This window comes from Oligoflexus sp. (assembly GCF_035638955.1).
Classification (GTDB): domain Bacteria; phylum Bdellovibrionota_B; class Oligoflexia; order Oligoflexales; family Oligoflexaceae; genus Oligoflexus.
Window position 1 is genome coordinate 1 of record NZ_DASQYZ010000486.1, and the last position, 17858, is coordinate 17858.

The window sequence follows — 17858 nt, forward strand, 5'->3', positions numbered from 1 at the left end:
GGCTGGCTTTTGCATCTTTACCAAGCACTCAAACGGACGCTTCAAAATTCAACTGTATTTTGATCACCAACTGCGGGTGATGAGGCAGGATACGATCAGGTGGGGACGGAGTCTAACCGTGACTTGCTGGGGCGCTTACAATTAAATAACGCGGTGTCGCTGGATGCACCTGAAGGGAAGGGTAGTGAATATTCCTTCTTATTGAAAACGAACGTGTACTTACCCGCACCATCACAATAAACGGGAATTCCATTTAGGCGGTCGCAGAACAGTCCGTCGTCATTGAAAAGGCTCGATTCACCTTGAGAAGCAGCACCTGAAGGTCCACATCCTGACTGTGAGAGTAGCGACAGCGCTAAACAGAGAGGAGCAAGCGTTGAAAACCTTGATTTTAAATCTCTGGATTCCACAGCAAGCAGTGACCGTTCGGGGGAGTGGGTAGGTCTTTTAAGTGCAGCGAATGGGAAGGAAGCCGAGGAAATTTTGGAAGCTAGATTGCGGTATGCTTGAAGTGAGTGTGGTGTCATTGCTGAATCTCCGTCCATTAGCCGTGCAAACCACGGCGGTGCAATGGAGATAACAACCCGCCTATCGTTCTCGCAACAAACTCATGAATCGAATCCGCAAAATCATCTTGCATTGAAAACTTTTGAATAGTCGATTTTGACTACTGCTGGTTCTCACGATGGAAAGCTTAAACAAATACCAAGGGTTCATTTTTTTAATCTGCAAACTCAATAAGTCAATTTTGCCAACGCAAATGACTTATTTTTTCAAATGATAAACCAAATTAACCGTGGCAAATTTTTGGTTGGAGAACGAAATTAATCGTCCCGGTTCATCTACCCGTTGACCCGCCATAGCTTCACGGGTAAGTCCATTGTTTCAAGTTGAAGTCGGGAGGGATGATGGAACCCATCGCAAGATTGCTCTCACTTCGGGTGAAAGAGTACGTTGATTCCAAGCATGCCGGGAATATCAACAAAGTCGCAAATATCCTGAAAGCTGATTATAATAACGTGTATCGCCTCTATCATGGCACACTCAGTAATGCCCCGTTCTTCCTTGCATACGAAATCCTCAAAAAAACAGATCCAGACCATTTTAGAACTATCATGTTCGACTACTTTCCAGTGGAAATGGCAAAGGTCGCTGAAATAGCGACACCAGATACTGATCCATTGGAGGATTTAAACAAGAAGATGATGGTCGCTTTTGGCTCGGACGTGGCTTTTATTCTTTATATCCGATCTCAGGAGCAGGAAAACCTTCTAACGATATCAAACGTTAAAGAGGAATTTGGCACACTGGGGTTATCAATTATCGACAAGATGGCCTCTGTTGGTATAGTGGTAATCGAAGGTGACCGAATCCTGAGCCCGTTAAAAGGCAAGAATTTGACCCCGTCTGAAACACACATTAAAGAGCACGCCAAGAAGCATCTTCAGTTCATAAACTTGGCTCTGCCAGGAACTTTGGTTGTGAATCGGTTTGGTGGGCTCAATGATCACGGTTCAAGACAAATATTCAAGATTCTTGAATCGGCGGTTGAAGAAATTGATGCTGTCTATGCAAACAGTGCATTTTCAGGACCCAACATAGTCCTAAGCACGATCGCAAGTGGCCTTTTTCTAGCGACCAATAACGGGAGTGAACAATGAAATCTATATCACTCATCTCCATATTAGGCATCTCTACAGCCGCGGCAGCTGGTGGTACAGGAGGAATTAATCCGCCTGCACGAGAAAAACTGTTAGAGGAGCTAGTACAGGCTCAACCTGGGTCCGGTGGATTGTTCGATGCCGGTAACGGTAATCTGGGCTTGGGAATCAAACACGCGCTGAACCCTGAGCTTATTCTATCTCGTTACAATCCAATGTCTGGGATACCCCTAACAGATATTGATTTTTCGGCTTTAAATGCCCGAAAAGGCAACATTCATGTCGAAAGTATTTCTGCTAGCAACACTTTGAATTCGACATCTGGCGTTCCATCTACCCTTCATGCTTCATACAGAATTGAAGATGGGAATACTGCAGACACATTACTACTCAAAGACCGTCGCGTGCTTATGCGAAATAGTGTCAATGAAGAAAGCGCTGTCAAAACACCTGAAGCCGCGAAAAAATAGAGGGATCGATCTATGATCCATTGGTGCTACAGCCATCTTTCCTCGCTTAACATGGCTTATGGCTGCAGCCCATCAAACGTCAGGTGTGGACGGCTGGCCTGCTCAGCCCAAACATGGGGAATACGATCAATCGGTGTCCAAGCTTGAACGCAAAGACAGTTTCCTCTTTCGCCCTCTTTTGACTAGCATTGGTTGGAGTTTCGCATTATGTATTCTTCGCAAGTGAAATGCTCGAAGACGGTTTCGCAGAAGTGCCGAGATTGAGCGTTACAACACAGCCCATAGTCGCAGTTAAACTTTCCATAGTGATCACACTGGAAGCACTGACACCCGCTTTGGTAAAGATTACGAACCTGGGGTTCACCTTTCCACTCCTCACAGTACAATCTGTAAGATGCAGAGTTGCTCCAACCATCCGCGTAAATCATGTTTCGATTGCCGCCTAGCGGTCTGGTCTTTGATTTCATCGGTTGGCTCTCTGCATAGCCTCTAATCGACACTTAGAAATGGCCACTCTATAGACCGGCTGCGTAAAGATATGTCCAGCAGATTCATCCACGATGACGATAGCTCTTAGTAGCATTTTTCCACCCCAATTGATTTGGAAATCTAAAGACTTACTCTGTCGAAGATAAACTTATACTGATAACGATAGAGCTTTATTGCTGGAATGGTTTTCACTGCAAACACTATTTTTTTGTCGAAATCACTGGCAACCAGGATTCCGCGAACAAGCTCATTTTGCTCGTCGTTAAGAGAAGACATATATGCCAGGATTTGAGTCAATGAGGATGGTCTGGCTGGCCCAGCTTTCAGCTCAATCACGACCGTCTTGCCTGAAGCATCTTTTGCAGTTATATCAATTTTTCCTGCTTTAGTTTCTCGTTCCTTCCCACCATCGCTGATCTCCAGGCCTTCTTCGAGAGCGCCAATGTTTTTTCGAAGGGCGACTTGCAGATCTCGTTCCAACTTAAAAGTAGATGTCAGTGCTGGGTCAATGCCGTTAACAAGAGTGCCGTCCGGCCGAATATCAACATAAGTTTTGGTGGCTAGGTCGAAGATCCGAAGGGTTCCATCATCAAGCTCATCCCACTTTACTTCGTTTTCCTCTATCTCTTCCTTCTCTCCATCTTTGTATGACGTTTCTGATTTAACGTGCCCATTCTCACCAATGATGTATATATCGATACATTCATACGTAATTCCGGTTGGCTTGTGTGTGTAATAGTAAGGATCACTCTTGATGATTTTAGTCATGAAAATTTTCCATTCGCTTAATCAATAAACTCAATAGTGATGCGATGGGCATTTTGAAATGTCATGCTTCTTAAAGATTTCTTTGGATGTTGCATGTCTTCAGGTTCTTCGGATCCAAAAATCAGATATTCGAAACCGCATCCTAGTGCCCGAGCAACCTTCCTAACGTCGGAAAGGTTGTGGGGCTTAACACCAGTCGCCCAACCCCCTATGGTACTCCTAGGAACGTTCGATTTCTGGGCCAATGCTTTTGCCGTAAGGTTCTGCTCCTTCATGAGCTTGTGAAGAACTTCTGGTAGTCGATAGGGATAGGATTTTTCTTGCTTTTTACGCACCAAGCTCTTCCACCTCGCGCGATGAAGCACTGGAATTGAGTTAGTTGACAAACCTATTTTTCTTTCGCTGACGTAAATTGGAAAGAGCATGCTGTACTTACGGCAGGAATTCCGTACAGTCGGCTCAGAGAGCGGCTCGCCAACGGCCTCTTTTGCGAGTGGACTCAGGGTACTGTAACAATGCTGGGTTTCAAGGTTGTGAGCAGAATGTTGAACTGGTAGCTGTACTCCCGGCCTTTGAAGTGTTCCATGTCTCTGCATTGAAGAGCGACTTGCCTGCCGCAAACAGTCCGACATTTCATCGCTGCTGCGTGTGATCCATGCGAGAACGTTAGCTGAGATGCGCTGGAATAAGCCCTGCCCATTTCTGCTCGGAAGACTAAATTGTAAAGAGGGCAGGTCTGCAGACATGCCCCCTCAATAATTTGGCAAACAAAACTTACTTTATGTAGCCCTTGCTGGAGATGAAAGGGGTCGATCGCAGCTCTCAGCGAGTACTACACTTCAAGAACCTCTGCAAACCAGCCCTTCTGACCACTCTCTCGATCACTGTTGGAGAATGGTCCTGGACTTTCATCCAAGCCTCACCAGCTCATGCACAGAGATCTCTGACCCCTCCCAGATTAACCCGAGGGTGCTGGTCTTCGCAGAAACCATTGCAATCACAAAGCGAGAAGATTTTGCCGTCGACTGGAAATTTCGCAGCAGACGTTTTACACGTGGAAGAAAAAGTATGCCGGCCTTGGAACATCGGATGAGGAGGCTGAAGCTGCTTGAGGACGAGAATCGCAAGCTCAAACGTCTTGTGGCTGACCTGCCCGTTATCCTCTGACGTGACCCCAGGGTGTTGCATCATCTGACCCGCCCGGTAGTAACGTTGTCCAGCTTTCCGATCTTATCCAGCGTCCCCAAAAACGGGATCTACTAAAAACACCACTGAATGCTGACATATTTTTCGTATGTTAAAATCGTCTAATATATTATATTTATTATGATTTTTTAGACTACACGCATTCGAACTCACATCGAGTACCCGTGGATTTTTTTTCTATTTGGGAGAATTTGAAAACATAAGCATGCACTTTTTCGTTTTCGAATGCTTACAGGCCCTTCACTAGTTTTTTCAAACGGTCACGATTTCTATTGCACATTGTTGAACGGAGTGAAAGTTGAGCACAGTTAATCGCAGAGCAAAGAAGTTGGGAGTGTCATATGATCGAGTCAGTACACACGACCAGGCATTCGAGGAAGACGGTTCGGTCAAACATGATGGTTCAACAGAGGCGCAGCAGGTACGCTGCCACCATCATGTAACCTATCTTTCTCAGAAGACCGGCATCACCCACAAATTGACCGAGCAACTTTCGGATAAGGCATTCTCTGGTAAGGATACGAATCGACCAGGATACCAGCGACTTTGGAATCTCATTAGTGAACAAAAAATTGACTTCGTGGTGGCAACGGAACTCAGCCGGCTAAGCCGTTCGGTCATCGATTTCCTTGCTTTTGTCGCACACTGCGAGGTCAATAAAGTAGATTTGTTTATTATTGGATTGGATCTCGACACATCAACTCCTTTCGGAAGGATGATGGTGGTTGTTCTCGTCGCCTTGGCTCAATTTGAAAGGGAGATGACGGCGGTTCGAGTTCGGGAAAATGCGCTTGCGCGGTTACTGCGAGATGGGAAAATCAATGGAGCTGCGGAAATCTTGGGCCTCGACCGTGACCCTCAACTTAGGGGGCATTTCGTTGCCAACCACGACGAACTCCTTCAAGTCGAAAGAATCCTGAAAATGTTCGTGACTTTATCCAGCAAGAAAAAGGTGCTCGACGAAGCCAAACGGCAGGGGATCACCGGCAAGGGTGGACGGGATTTGAACCTCTTCATGCTAGAGCAGATCCTGGAGAACGTCCGTTGGAGATACCGAGGTCAGTGGTTTGCCAACCGCGAGAATCAGGACGAAGACACACTCGATCTCCCCGAGTCGAGGAAGTACCAAACCGTTAGCCTGCCTCACGGCCAGTTGATTGATGCTACCTTGCTGGATAATGTTCAAAGAATCCTGGACGATCCCGACCGGAAGTACAAACGCACCGGAAAGGACGAGTATGTCTACTTACTGTCTCATCTCCTCTATTACCATGACGGGACGAAATTCACCGGAGCAATAGGCAATAGCACATACCGCTATTACCACAACAGTAAACGTAAACTGAGAATCCACTGCGACCCGCTGAACGCGGCAATCGAGGAAGCCCTCCAGCAACACCTGCTTAACCCACAACGGTTCTCCGAACTCCTCGACGTTGCCCACGAACGCAGAAGCCAGCAGCTACCCGCTCTGGAAACTCAGATCGAGGAATGCCAAAGGGAATTGAAAGCCATCGACAGCGGCCTAGCTACCGCACGACTGCGGCTAGTCGATCCCGACACAACTGCCAAAGCGGCCAATGTTTGGATGATGGAAATTGAGGCCTATCATGAACGAAAGGACCAGAAGTCGATGGACCTGGAATACCTGCATCGCTTGCGGGAAGAGATATTGACGAAGGACAACCTGTCCCAACTGAAGTTCACAGCGTCGGAGCTGCTTAAAACATACAACAGGCAACCTGGAACGGAGCAGCGAAACATTATAGAGCGATTGGTTAAGAGAATTGTAGTTGGAGATAACAATCTGATTTCAATAGAGCTTTATGGGGTTCCGCCAGCCACTCAGGAGCTGAGTGTTAATCTACGGAAAAAGAGTTCAAGTGGTGGGAAGCATGGCTCCTCAGGACGGGCTCGAACCGCCGACCAGGTGATTAACAGTCACCTGCTCTACCAACTGAGCTACTGAGGAACTTGCTAGGCTTATGTAACTACATGGGTTGCTTCGGGCTGTCAAGACTCGAAGCGGAGAAATTGAATGAAAAGTTCAAGCCTGCACACGCTTCAGCGCCTTAGAGACGGCGTGGGCCATGCTCTCCAGTTCGAATGGCTTGGTGATATAGTCATCACAACCCGCTTCGAAACCGCGCTCCACGTCTTCCTTGCCACGACGACCCGAGCAAAGGATAAGCGGGGTCAGGCGTAACACCGGATGCTTCTTCAGCAGGGCACACAGCTCGAGACCATCCACCCATGGCAGATTGATATCCAGCAGGATCAGATCGAGCTGGGTATGCTCCAGGACCTTCGACAGGGCCATGGCATCTTCAGCCAAAATGACTTTATAACCTTCGTTTTCAAGGATCCGCTTCATGGCATTGCGCATGATTTCCTCATCATCGACGACGAGGATCGTGGGCGCCTGAAGTTCCTTGCGCAGGTTCCGGAAGTCGTTCAGATCGACGACCTGCTCGCGGACCATGCGTTTACGTTGAATCGCTTCGATCTGGCGTCGTAGCGAAGATTCACCTTTTGAACCAAATCGTGGACCGCTCATGCGTAACTCACTCCATCCCTTCCTGGGCGATGCAACTACATAGCTGCACCGGTAAGACATCCTTTCTCACTCCTCGACATTCTGTTATGAAACCTGAGCGGCAGGTATGAGTCTGCCTTTGGTTGCTTCCGCAAAAAACAGGAGGACTCATCCCATATGTCGGCTCCTTACCCGATCGCGCCGCTCACAGTCAGCTGGGCCATGCCGGATCCACCTATGCCGGCCAAGGAATATTTCAAATGGCCGGATTTGCCATTAGGCGACGCCACAGAACTGGAAAAAAAGCTGGGCTGGCCGGCAGGTACCCTGCGTGTTCTGGATGAGGCGTTCCAAAGGCAGCTGACCCGGAAATATGGTTGGGAAATCTCCCGCAGCTCGCGGCAGGCACCGTTTCAAACGGCCGCTCGGGTCTTTCGCCGAGGCGTAGCCATGAAAGATCAGAAGCCGGAGCAAAAACAAGGGCAGTATCCCATCCGCTTTATCAAGGCGCTGAACTGGAATGAACTCCTGCCCCACAATCAACTCTGCATCATCGATCAGACCGTGGCCACAGCCCATGATATCAAACCCAGGCCCAATCGAATTTTCATTCGCCTGGATGAGCACAGTAAAACACTCGATAGCGTGGCCGAGCTGCGGCTGCTCGCTAAAAAATCCGGACTCCAAACACCGTGGACGATTGTTGGTGGCGGCATTCTCGCTGATACTGCGGCCTTCGCGGCGGCACTCGACGGTCAAAGCTTTCGCCTGATTCCAACCACACTTTTATCCATGGTCGATGCCTGCATCGGCGGTAAAACGGGTGTGAATTTTTCTCCCTATGGAAAAAATCAAATTGGACTGTTTGCCTTCCCGCAGGAAGTTCTGATCGCTTTGGATTGGCTGCAGACTCTGCCGCCGCGTGAGTATCTCGCCGGCCTTGCAGAAAGCTGGAAACATGCGGTTCTGCGCGGCGATCCCATACTGGCGGAAAAAGTCGCTCAACTCGATCGCAGGACTCAGGATCTCCATCTGTATCTGCGGGATCTCGTCGCCGTGAAAGCCGAGGTCGTAGAGCAGGATCCAACAGAACAAGGCCTGCGTGCGTGCCTCAACCTCGGCCATACCCTGGCCCATGCGATCGAACGCATCAGTCAGGATAAAAATCCCCAGAATTCCATTCTTCATGGCGAAGCGGTTGGCATCGGCCTGCTCTTTTGCATCGATATGAGTCATTCCCTGGGTTACTTGAAGGACGACGCCTGGCAGTCGATGACCACGCAGTTGAAACAATCGAGGATTGTTCCATCCCCGGACGCCTTACGCCGTTTTTTGGCCGCAGATGATCTGCAGAATCCCGATCTCATCCAGGAATTATTAGTCGGCATCAAGCAGGATAAAAAGAATATGGAAACCCATGCGAGCGAGTGGGTGCTTCTGCAGGGCTGGGGAACGCCGGTCCAGGACAAAGGCCGTTACACGATTACTGTTACCGATGACGACTGGCGCCGATCGTATCAGTCTTTCATCCATGAATGGCAAAACAGCCAATAAAAAACCTGCCGACTCGTGCCGGCAGGCACTGGAAATTGCTCCTGAAAAAAGAAAGAACAATCAGACCAACTGTTTTTGAACAGCCATCAGTTCTGCTTCCAATCCAGTGACCACCTCAGCGACTCCCATGAAGTCGCCAATGCGCGCTAAAGCCTGCATTTCAATGGCTCCCGTGAGCATGCGAACCGCACCGATTTTCAGTGCGTTCTGCGTCAGAGCCTGGGCTAATTGATCCAGACCCGCTTGGTCTCTTTGCAAAACCAAATGCTGAGCGAGGCGCAAATCATAGCCAATCTTTTGCACATTCGATGTGAGCAAATCAGCAAAACTCTGGTTGCCGCCCGCTTCCTGGAGGCTACGCAGCATTTCCAAAAGGCTGGTATCCACAGCAGCAGCTACCCCATCTTCATGAACCGTGTTCATTTCCTTTGGCCGGACAACTTTCGATTTCCTGGCATTAAAATCCATAATACCCCCTTGGTTCATCGGTCTGCCCGATCAAGTTTTTCTCGTCAGCCTGATTTGGTTATGAAGTTGTCAAGATTTCCTGATCGCTAAGGATCAGTTGTATCATAGGTCGGGACAGCGAGCCAAGATCATGTCTTTGGATAAAATAAGATGGGCAAATGAACTCCAGGGCAACTCGCAGGGGTATAGGTACGGAAACAGCAGGAGTACAACAGGAACGTCACAGCATTTCGTGAGAACATCCCCCATCTTCACTATGTATAAAGCAAAGCGCGTTCCACTTGGAGCGATTCTGAAATTTCCGTATAGATCAATCATTCCTAAGCATTATAAAGTCTTACACGGCATCAGAAAAAAGGCCCACTGTCAGAATTTTGACACCCATTTACATCGCGCCTGCGTAGTTGGTGAGAACATAGCGGAATGAGCCAACAACTGTCAGCCTCTCCTTTTTCATGCCCACCGGCAGCGGTGTAAAAGGAGCAGCCAGACGAATCGCTTCAACCACTGCATCATCCAGAATACGGTGTCCGGAGCCATCGAGTACTTTCACGCGCGCTACGGTTCCATCTTTCAGAATGGTGAATTCAACTTTTACTTCACCCTGCAGTCCCCGCTGGACAGCCTCTGAAGGGTAAGTCCAAACCAACTCAAACGCTTTGCGAAGGGATGTGAAATACGCCAGGTAACGGAAGTTGCTGGTATTCAGATCAACGCGTTCGCCTTCTTCGACATTATCATCCACATAATCCTGATAGCCCGCGGCCACCTGCTTGCGCATTTCTTCGGCCTGCGGCATCAACGATTCGTAGACGTTACGTGGTTTGCGATCAGGCTTGTTCACGCTAACGCTGCCATTCGGCGATAAAAGCAGTTCCGTTTTTTTCTTCGGCGCAAGACGCTCAGGCGTCACCGTCATCTGCTGAGGATGCAAAGGCTGGGCCTGCTGCGCTGCAGTCTTCTGTTTTTCCTGCTGAGTTTTTTTGTCAGAGCCAGTTGAACCAGCATCAGCAGCTTTGGGCCGCGGTAACAGATTGGAAACACGGGTTTCCTTTTCTGCGATGTGATCCTGCGCTCCATCAAAACGCGAAACCTTCGGCGCCTCGGTGGGAGTCATGGGAGTTTCAATGATCTTCTTTTGCTTTTCCGCAGGCGATTCTTCTTCGACCTTTTCTTTGAGCTTGGGCTTCTCTGTGATCTTGACCGTCACTTTAGAAGGCCCGGCTTTAGTGCGCGGAAGAGGCATAGAGGCGCGATGCGGCAACTTGTCCAAATTGATCAATGAAATCAAATGGATAAACGCAGAGAAGACGATCGTCAAGACCAGCCAGAACCAGCCCTGGCGTGGCAGGCCGAAGAACAGTCCCTCTTTTTGGCTTTCCCTTTTCATGTCCGGCCCTTATCAACTGTTCGTGGCCATGGCCCCTAAAAAGCTTGTCAAATACTGAATACAACACCTAAAACTATTCATCAGTTAGCCCAGGGTTGACCCAGCTTCTCTGACCTTATGTTAGTTTATCGGTAAAAGTTCAAGCACTTGAAGGGCCAGGCATGCTATTAAGCAAAAAAATCTGCAACATTCTTCAGCTATTGATTATTTCAGCCCTGTTTTCTACCGCTTGTGTCGAGAAAGATGTCGACCCTAACGATCCCGCATCGGCTTTTGCCAAAGCTCGCGAGTCGTATGATGATGAGATGTACGAGATTGCCATCCAACGGCTTGGCGAATTCAAATCACGTTTTCCGTATTCCAAACACGCTCCCGATGCGGAATTGATGGTGGCCGATGCTCACTATCAGCTGGGCCATTTCAGCGAAGCAGCCAGTGCCTATGAACAATTCACAAGACTGCATCCCAGGCACGAAAAAGCTGAATTTGCCCAGTTTCGCGTGGGCGAATCCTATTGGGCGGAAGCCCCGGATTCGATTGATCGCGAACAGGACTATACCATTAAAGCGATCGCGGAATGGGACAAATTGGTGAAGAATTATCCGCAAAGTCCCAATCTAAGCAAGGCTCAGGAGCTGTTGAAACAAGGCCGCCGACGTGTGGCTGAACATTCCGAATTCATCGCCAAGTTCTATTGCAAGCAGGAAATCTATCACGCCTGCGCTTATCGCTATCTGCAGCTGGCTGAACAGTACCCGCAGTTTAAAGATCTATTAAAGACAGCCTATGACCGGGCATCTTTTGCCTTTGACGAAATGTCCAAAACGAAATCAAAGGACGAACAAAGTGATGCCAATATTTATTTCAAATCGATGTCATCCAACGAACTGAAGCAGAAATCGGATGAACTGAGAAAGAAAGCCGACAGCGTCGCGCTCTAAAAGCTCAGGCTCAAAAAGAAAGCCGCTGGCTTCATCGTTTAAAAGCTCAAGTCTCTCCCCCAAGCTGTCGAGAAGCTTGGCATGCCGGGAGGGGCCTCTGCATGAATATGCGTCTTTTACCAGTTTACCTTGTCTGCTGTCTCACGGCAGCATGTCAGACAGCACAGCAACCAGATTCTTCGCATTCAGATCTGGCTGTCCAGGAACCAGGAAAAATTGCGGAAATGCAGGCCGAAACTGGCCTTGGTGAAGAAGCGTCATACAACAGACGCTTTTGCCACGATGATATCTATAGTGTTTATATAAAAGAAAGCTACCTGGATCAATTCAGTTATGAGCCTTCAAAAAAAGATAAAAATGCCCGCCGCCTGAACCAGGAAGCCAACCTGGAAGCGTACAAAAAGCTGAATCAGCATCTGCCACTTTTTTTCGGCGGTATGCCGGTGGAAGCCACTCCACGTGTTTACGCCTGGATACAGTATTTTACAGGCCGAGGCCGCATGGAATTTTTGCAGTGGATGGTGCGCAGTGAATCGTTCCGTCCCCTGGTGGTCCCCATGCTGGAAAAAGAGGGTTTACCGCAGGAACTTTTCTTTCTCGCCATGATCGAGTCGGGTTTCAGCAACACGGCCTTCAGTCGTTCGGCAGCGTCAGGAACCTGGCAGTTTATGAAACCTACCGCAAAACATTACGGGCTCCAGATCAATTACTGGGTCGACGAACGCCGAGATCCGGTGAAGTCCACGCTCGCAGCCGCCCGCTATCTCAAAGATCTGCATAAGCAGATGCGCAACTGGTACCTTGCTGTCGCCGCGTATAACGCAGGTCCCGGCAAAGTCATGCGCGCGATGCAAGCCGCGCAAACACGTGACTACTGGACTCTGACCAAAACCCCTTATCTTTTGCCGGAAACTAAAAACTATGTGCCCAAGCTCCTGGCGGCCCTGATCATTGCCAGCCACCCGGAAAACTATGGATTTCAGGTGTCGCAGGACATTCGCAATACCACGCCTCTGACCACGATCACCGTGGAGCAACCCTACAGCCTGGTTGATATCGCCGAAAAGCTGGCGATTCCCGCCCGGGCTTTGCAGCGCTGGAATCCCGAAATCATGCGCGGCGTCACGCCTCCACCCAAGCACTTGAAGCCCGTTCCCTATCAACTGCGTTTGCCCAAACCCTTGGCTGATCAATTCGCAGGAATTGAAAGTGAACTGCAGCAGCTGACCGTTCAAGACGTTCAGATGCATCGCATTCAAAAAGGCGAAACGCTGGACAACATTGCCAAGCGTTATCGCATCAGCATCAAAGACCTTCTGCACATGAATCCTGACCTGCACCCTCAGCGCCTGAAGCCAGGACGCACGATCGCCGTACCCGTCCCAGCGATCATGACGGGAATGTTGTAAACCCCGCCTCGCCTGCTGGAAAAAGGCAGGACGAGCCTAAAATTCATGCGTATAACGGTGGAGCATCCAACCCTAGTTGTGAGGACTCCATGCGCGAAAACCCTTTTGTCAAACCAAGGCTGTTTTGCCCGGGTCCGACCCCGGTGCCGCTGGATATCAGTGCGGCCGCTCTGCAAACCAATATCTATCACCGAACAGATGCTTTTCGGCAAATCGTTCTCGATTGCCGACGCCTCCTGCAGCCCTTCTTTGGCAGCGCCGAAGCTCCCTTGATTCTGAGCAGTTCCGGCACAGGAGCGCTCGAAGCCGCACTGGTCAACCTCACCGACGTTGGCGACAAGATTATTGTCATCAATGGCGGCAAATTCGGCGAACGCTGGGAGAAATTGGGGCAGGCGTATCAGTGCAAAGTCATCAGCTATACCATTCCCTGGGGTTCCGCGCCGGATGCCGAGGTTCTGAAAAAGCACCTTCGTGACAATCCCGACTGCAAAGCAGTCTTTTTCCAGGGCAATGAAACGTCGACCGGAGTGGCTTATCCTGTCAAGGAATTGGCCGCGGCCATTCGGTCGGTTTCGGATACCATGATCGTGGTGGACGCCGTGTCATCACTGGTCGCACAATTCATTGATATGGAGAACTGGGGTCTCGATGCTGTCGTTGCCGGCAGCCAAAAAGGCTTTGGAATTCCTCCCGGCCTCAGTTTCATCAGTCTTTCCAAGCGGGCCTGGACCCGGATTTCCAAGCGCCCCAAGTTTTACTTTGATCTGGCCAAAGAAAAATCCGGCCAGGATAAAGGCGAAACGGCCTGGACTCCCGCGATCTCGCTCATTCTCTCGTTAAAACCCGCGCTCGATATCCTCAGTGAACTGGGACCGCGAGGTTGTGATGAATATCACGCGCGTATGGCCAAAGCCTGTCGCAATGCTGCTGAGGCGATAGGGCTGCCTTTGCTGGCCCAAAGCCATCCTTCGCAAGCGCTCACGGCTGTTCGCCTGCCTGATACCCTCGATGGGTCGGCCCTGGTCAAAACCTGTCGCGATAAATACGGAGCGATCTTTGCGGGCGGGCAGGATCAATTAAAAGGCAAAATAATTCGCGTCGCTCATTTGGGACTGGTCGATCATCTCGACCTGATAGGCGCTGTTGCCGCCCTTGAAATGGGCTTACATAATCTGGGCTACAGCCATGCGCTCGGCTCTGGGGCCGCGGCTGCAATGCGGACACTGGCGTAAGATCTTTCCTCATGCATTCTGCAGGACCCCTGGACGAGCAGTTGCCAAGGCCAGGACTGCCTGCTACAGTCACTTTTTCGACAAACCCTAGAAGATTAGGCAGATCGAGGTTTTTCTATGAAAATTTTGGTTTTTCTCAAAAAGACACCTGATACCGAGACCAAGATTCAGCTCACCAGCAACAACGCTGCCATCAATAGCAGCGATGTGAAATTCATCATAAACCCTTATGATGAGTACGCCATCGAAGAGGCGATTCAGATCAAGGAAAAGAATGCTGGTACTGAAGTGGTCATCGCTAGTTTCGGTGACGAGAGCATTCGTGAACTGATCATCAAAGGCCTCGCGATGGGTGGTGACCGTGGACTTCTTATTAGCAATGAAGGTCTGCAGGACGCTGATTCCCTCACGGTTGCAAAAGTTTTGGCAGCTGCCGTGAAAAAAGAGAATCCTGATCTGGTTCTCCTTGGTAAACAGGCCATCGACGATGACAACATGCATGTGGGTCCCATGCTCGCGGAACTGATGAGCTGGCCGCATGTGAACGTCGTGAACAAGCTGACGCTCGATGGCAAGAATGCAACTGCAGAACGTGAAGCAGAAGGCGGACTGGTGGAAGTTTACAAATTCCCACTGCCGGCCGTCATCGGCGCCAACAAATCTCTGAACACACCCCGCTACGCAGCTCTTCCTGGCATCATGAAAGCCAAGAAAAAACCTTTCGACGTGAAAACGCCGACCGACTTCGGTCTGGACAAGGGTCAGCTGCAAGGCAAAGTGAAAGTTGCGATCAAAGCGTATCAGTACCCACCGCAGAAGGCAGCTGGTCAAGTCTTCAAGGGCGAGCCCGTTGAAGCCATGGTCGCTAAAGTTGTCAAATTGCTGCGCGAAGAAGCGAAAGTGCTGTAAGGAGAGGCCACATGAAAATTTTGGTTTTCGTTGAACAACGTGACAATAAACTGAAAAAAAGCGCCTTCGAAGCCCTCGCAGCGGCGCGTAAACTGGCTGGCTCCGCGTCCCAGGTCGGAGCTCTGGTCGTCGGCGGTAGCGTCGAAGGTCTGGCCGGTGAATTGAAGAATTACGGTGCGGATACTGTGTATGTTGTCAATGGCCCTGCCTTTGATAAATACAATGTCATGGCTTACGCCGCCGCAGCTGAGCAGGCCATCAAAACCTTCGCTCCCAAACTGGTGCTCGGCATCGCCAGCCCTATGGGCCGCGATCTTTTCCCGCGCCTGGCAGCCCGTTTCGATAGCGGTATCGCAACCGACTTGATCGAAATCAAAGCCAACGGTGATTACATCTCCGGTCTGAAGCCGATGTATTCTGGTAAAGTATTTGCCGAGCTGACTCTGCAAAATACCGAATTGCAATTTGCCACCCTTCGTCCCAACGTCTTCAAAGGCGAAACCAGTGGCGACGGCGCAGCGACTGTCAGCAAATTGGATGTGGCGGCTCCAGCTGCCACTCTCCAGACTGTTGAAATTCGCGCCGGCAAGAGCAACAAGGTTGACCTGACCGAAGCCACCATGATCATCTCGGGTGGTCGCGCTCTGGGTTCGGCCGATGCTTTCAAAATTCTGACCGAAGCTGCTGATGTGATCGGCGCCACTGTGGGTGCCTCGCGTGCGGCTGTGGATGCTGGTTTTGCGGCTCATGATATGCAGGTTGGTCAAACAGGCAAGACTGTGAACCCAACTCTTTATATCGCCGCGGGTATCAGCGGATCGATTCAGCACATGGCCGGCATGCGTTCATCCAAAGTGATCGTGGCCATCAACACCGATCCCGAAGCGCCAATCTTCAAGATTGCCAACTACGGAATCGTGGGCGATCTGTTCCAGGTCATGCCAGCCATGACCAAGGCTCTGAAAGAGCTGAAGGGTTGATCATCCGACTCGACTGAACAAAAAAGCAAAAAAAGCCCGGTGTCATCACCGGGCTTTTTTGTTTTACGCTTCCCCATCGAAAAGTTCGCGCCAATCCTCGCCTTGCAAAACGGTCTGCGGGGGGCCTTGATAATGCAGGCGTCCCCGACGCAGGACGATTAATTCATCGGCTATTTTTAAAGCGGACAGGCGATGGGCCACCATCAGGATTGTGGAACCTTGCCGCACCATGCTCTTCAAAACAGAAAAAATCAGTGATTCCGTTTCCGGATCGAGCGCGGATGTGCCTTCATCGATAATAATCAAAGGAAAACGATGATAAAAGAGTCGCGCCAGCTGCAGCCTTTGCGCCTGGCCTCCCGAGACTGTAAGCGCCCCATCACCGACTTCGGCGTGCCAGCCCTGGGGCAACTGCTCGACAAATTCCAGCATGCGAACTTCCTGCAAAGCTTGTTTCAGTCGGGCTTCATCCACTTCCTTATCGGGATAGGTGATGTTGGCCGCAATGGAAGCCGGCATCAACTGAATCGTCTGCGGCAGGTAGCCAATATCTTCCGGCCCGTTGACACCATAGAGCAGCGCTCCACCCGGCGCACGCCACAGGCCCAGGATCAATTTTAAAAGTGTACTTTTTCCTGAACCGGATGGACCAGCGATCGCATAGATACGGCCCCGTTTGAAGTTTAAAGTCAAATCGGACAGGGCCTGTTCGGTCGTGCCCGGATAACGGTAGCTGAGTTGATTCAAAATCAAAGGATCAGCGGAATCACCTGCAAAACGTGTTTGCCAGGTTGGGCTTGCCCCTTGCTTCATGGCCTTCATGGTGGATTCAAGGCGATGCAGAGCTGCCTCCCCCTCCTTATTGCTATTGAAATAGCGCCCCAGCTTCGAAGCGGATTGGGACAGGATGCCAAGGAGCGAGAAGAACGACATCAAAATGCTGCTATTGAGGTCGCCCCGATCGATTTCCTTGATGCCATAGCCTATAACCACCATCATGGCAGCCACGGCGACGACTTGCAGAAGAGGCGAGGTTCGGGCTTTGACCCGGGCGGCCTGAACAAACGTCCGAAACAGCGATTTCGAGAGCTGTTCCATATGCACGACTTCGTTGCTTTCCGTACGAAACTGCTTGATCGTTTCCAGACCCGATAAACGCTGCTGCAGCCATTCCGAGAGCTGACTGACATTGCTTAAGACTTTTTGGGAGCGTTTCCGTAGTTTTTTGCCGAGTCTGGAGAGGAGCAGGCCGGCAGGACCAAGGCCCAGCAAAAAGAATGCCGCTAGACGTGGTTCCAGCAAAAAGAGAGTGACAAGGTAAAGAAGACACTGAATCAGTTCCCGGGGAAAGCCGCCAAAGAAATGAACCAGGTACTCGCGCACCATGCGGATATCGGTGCCGATATTCGCCGCCAGCTCCACATCGATATTCGAGGCGGAATCGCGCCGCGCCTCTGGGTGCAGGTCCAGAAAGTTTTCGACCAGGTCCTGGCGCATTTCCCGGGCCACCAGCTCGCTGCTCCGCTCCCAAAGGAACCATTGGATTAAAGTCAAAAGAGCCCGGACCGTGGCGGCGCCCGCGATGAGATAGGGCAGCAGGGTCCAAAGTTCCTGGGCGGGAAAACTATCCCGCTGCACGACCCAGGACACAAAAGCACCAAGCCGTTCATTGAACAGCTGGTCCATGCGGATAATTTCGACATTTTTAGGCTGAGTCAGAACCTGCCAGGCAGGGCCGATAAGAGCGAAGGTGAGCGCCGATACGATTCCCAAGGCGAAAGTACATAGAGTTGCAATAACCAGGGAAGTCAACCGGCGCTGCAGGTATCGATATACCAAACT

14 protein-coding genes, 1 tRNA gene and 2 pseudogenes are annotated in these 17858 nt (G+C 50.4%); 10 read left to right on the forward strand and 7 right to left on the reverse strand.

What is annotated here, in order from left to right; all coding sequences use genetic code 11:
- The first annotated feature begins 905 nt into the window (after nucleotides 1-905).
- Together VE954_RS39170 and VE954_RS39175 are read left to right on the forward strand one after the other, a co-directional pair.
- Nucleotides 906-1661, forward strand: a complete 756-nt coding sequence (locus VE954_RS39170; RefSeq protein ID WP_324963454.1) for a hypothetical protein — start codon at nucleotides 906-908, stop codon at nucleotides 1659-1661.
- Nucleotides 1658-2131 carry a hypothetical protein gene (locus VE954_RS39175; protein WP_324963456.1) on the forward strand — a complete coding sequence of 158 codons (474 nt, stop codon included), beginning with the start codon at nucleotides 1658-1660 and terminating at the stop codon, nucleotides 2129-2131. The genes VE954_RS39170 and VE954_RS39175 overlap by 4 nt, the downstream gene beginning before the upstream one ends.
- Nucleotides 2132-2740: 609 nt before the next feature.
- On the opposite strand, the gene VE954_RS39180 is transcribed toward VE954_RS39175, so the two are convergent.
- Together VE954_RS39180 and VE954_RS39185 are read right to left on the reverse strand one after the other, a co-directional pair.
- Nucleotides 2741-3388 (reverse strand): endonuclease NucS domain-containing protein, encoded by a 648-nt coding sequence (locus tag VE954_RS39180; protein WP_324963458.1) that lies wholly within the window; start codon nucleotides 3386-3388, stop codon nucleotides 2741-2743.
- A 17-nt stretch (nucleotides 3389-3405) separates the two neighbouring features.
- Complete coding sequence (locus VE954_RS39185) at nucleotides 3406-4134, reverse strand: helix-turn-helix transcriptional regulator (RefSeq protein WP_324963460.1); 729 nt, start codon at nucleotides 4132-4134, stop codon at nucleotides 3406-3408.
- A 264-nt stretch (nucleotides 4135-4398) separates the two neighbouring features.
- On the opposite strand from VE954_RS39185, the pseudogene VE954_RS39190 reads away from it, so the two are divergent.
- Together VE954_RS39190 and VE954_RS44635 are read left to right on the forward strand one after the other, a co-directional pair.
- A pseudogene (locus tag VE954_RS39190) lies at nucleotides 4399-4540 on the forward strand (transposase); the annotation flags it as partial.
- 388 nt (nucleotides 4541-4928) lie between these two features.
- A pseudogene (locus VE954_RS44635) lies at nucleotides 4929-5369 on the forward strand (recombinase family protein); the annotation flags it as partial.
- Nucleotides 5370-6490: 1121 nt separating this feature from the next.
- Here VE954_RS44635 and VE954_RS39195 read toward each other — a convergent pair.
- Both VE954_RS39195 and VE954_RS39200 read right to left on the reverse strand, forming a co-directional pair.
- Nucleotides 6491-6566, reverse strand: a tRNA-Asn gene (locus tag VE954_RS39195).
- 75 nt (nucleotides 6567-6641) lie between these two features.
- Nucleotides 6642-7151, reverse strand: a complete 510-nt coding sequence (locus tag VE954_RS39200; RefSeq protein WP_324963462.1) for a response regulator — start codon at nucleotides 7149-7151, stop codon at nucleotides 6642-6644.
- A 156-nt stretch (nucleotides 7152-7307) separates the two neighbouring features.
- Between VE954_RS39200 and VE954_RS39205 the strand changes: the two genes are divergently transcribed.
- Entirely contained in the window at nucleotides 7308-8684 is a 1377-nt protein-coding gene (locus VE954_RS39205) for a 3-dehydroquinate synthase family protein (protein ID WP_324963464.1), read from the forward strand.
- Nucleotides 8685-8744: 60 nt separating this feature from the next.
- Here the strand turns inward: VE954_RS39205 and VE954_RS39210 are convergent, their stop codons facing one another.
- Both VE954_RS39210 and VE954_RS39215 read right to left on the reverse strand, forming a co-directional pair.
- Nucleotides 8745-9152, reverse strand: a complete 408-nt coding sequence (locus VE954_RS39210) for a hypothetical protein (protein ID WP_324963466.1) — start codon at nucleotides 9150-9152, stop codon at nucleotides 8745-8747.
- Between the two features lie 385 nt (nucleotides 9153-9537).
- Entirely contained in the window at nucleotides 9538-10542 is a 1005-nt protein-coding gene (locus VE954_RS39215) for an energy transducer TonB (protein WP_324963468.1), read from the reverse strand.
- Nucleotides 10543-10703: 161 nt separating this feature from the next.
- On the opposite strand from VE954_RS39215, the gene VE954_RS39220 reads away from it, so the two are divergent.
- The 5 genes from VE954_RS39220 (at nucleotide 10704) to VE954_RS39240 (ending at nucleotide 16016) form a co-directional block, all read left to right on the forward strand.
- Complete coding sequence (locus VE954_RS39220; protein WP_324963470.1) at nucleotides 10704-11483, forward strand: outer membrane protein assembly factor BamD; 780 nt, start codon at nucleotides 10704-10706, stop codon at nucleotides 11481-11483.
- A gap of 101 nt (nucleotides 11484-11584) precedes the next feature.
- Nucleotides 11585-12892 carry a lytic transglycosylase domain-containing protein gene (locus VE954_RS39225; RefSeq protein WP_324963472.1) on the forward strand — a complete coding sequence of 436 codons (1308 nt, stop codon included), beginning with the start codon at nucleotides 11585-11587 and terminating at the stop codon, nucleotides 12890-12892.
- Between the two features lie 89 nt (nucleotides 12893-12981).
- Nucleotides 12982-14127, forward strand: coding sequence for an alanine--glyoxylate aminotransferase family protein (locus VE954_RS39230; protein WP_324963474.1), 1146 nt, complete (start codon nucleotides 12982-12984; stop codon nucleotides 14125-14127).
- A 117-nt stretch (nucleotides 14128-14244) separates the two neighbouring features.
- Nucleotides 14245-15036 (forward strand): electron transfer flavoprotein subunit beta/FixA family protein, encoded by a 792-nt coding sequence (locus VE954_RS39235; protein ID WP_324963476.1) that lies wholly within the window; start codon nucleotides 14245-14247, stop codon nucleotides 15034-15036.
- Between the two features lie 11 nt (nucleotides 15037-15047).
- Nucleotides 15048-16016: an electron transfer flavoprotein subunit alpha/FixB family protein gene (locus VE954_RS39240; RefSeq protein WP_324963478.1), complete on the forward strand. Its 969-nt coding sequence runs from the start codon at nucleotides 15048-15050 to the stop codon at nucleotides 16014-16016.
- A 63-nt stretch (nucleotides 16017-16079) separates the two neighbouring features.
- Here the strand turns inward: VE954_RS39240 and VE954_RS39245 are convergent, their stop codons facing one another.
- Nucleotides 16080-17855, reverse strand: a complete 1776-nt coding sequence (locus VE954_RS39245; protein WP_324963480.1) for an ABC transporter ATP-binding protein — start codon at nucleotides 17853-17855, stop codon at nucleotides 16080-16082.
- Between the last annotated feature and the right edge of the window lie 3 nt (nucleotides 17856-17858).

Coding starts and splice junctions, on each gene's coding strand:
- VE954_RS39170 (WP_324963454.1), top strand. CDS start 906: ATGATGGAACCCATCGCAAGATTGCTCTCACTTCGGGTGAAAGAGTAC.
- VE954_RS39175 (WP_324963456.1), top strand. CDS start 1,658: ATGAAATCTATATCACTCATCTCCATATTAGGCATCTCTACAGCCGCG.
- VE954_RS39180 (WP_324963458.1), bottom strand. CDS start 3,388: ATGACTAAAATCATCAAGAGTGATCCTTACTATTACACACACAAGCCA.
- VE954_RS39185 (WP_324963460.1), bottom strand. CDS start 4,134: ATGTCTGCAGACCTGCCCTCTTTACAATTTAGTCTTCCGAGCAGAAAT.
- VE954_RS39200 (WP_324963462.1), bottom strand. CDS start 7,151: ATGAGCGGTCCACGATTTGGTTCAAAAGGTGAATCTTCGCTACGACGC.
- VE954_RS39205 (WP_324963464.1), top strand. CDS start 7,308: ATGTCGGCTCCTTACCCGATCGCGCCGCTCACAGTCAGCTGGGCCATG.
- VE954_RS39210 (WP_324963466.1), bottom strand. CDS start 9,152: ATGGATTTTAATGCCAGGAAATCGAAAGTTGTCCGGCCAAAGGAAATG.
- VE954_RS39215 (WP_324963468.1), bottom strand. CDS start 10,542: ATGAAAAGGGAAAGCCAAAAAGAGGGACTGTTCTTCGGCCTGCCACGC.
- VE954_RS39220 (WP_324963470.1), top strand. CDS start 10,704: ATGCTATTAAGCAAAAAAATCTGCAACATTCTTCAGCTATTGATTATT.
- VE954_RS39225 (WP_324963472.1), top strand. CDS start 11,585: ATGAATATGCGTCTTTTACCAGTTTACCTTGTCTGCTGTCTCACGGCA.
- VE954_RS39230 (WP_324963474.1), top strand. CDS start 12,982: ATGCGCGAAAACCCTTTTGTCAAACCAAGGCTGTTTTGCCCGGGTCCG.
- VE954_RS39235 (WP_324963476.1), top strand. CDS start 14,245: ATGAAAATTTTGGTTTTTCTCAAAAAGACACCTGATACCGAGACCAAG.
- VE954_RS39240 (WP_324963478.1), top strand. CDS start 15,048: ATGAAAATTTTGGTTTTCGTTGAACAACGTGACAATAAACTGAAAAAA.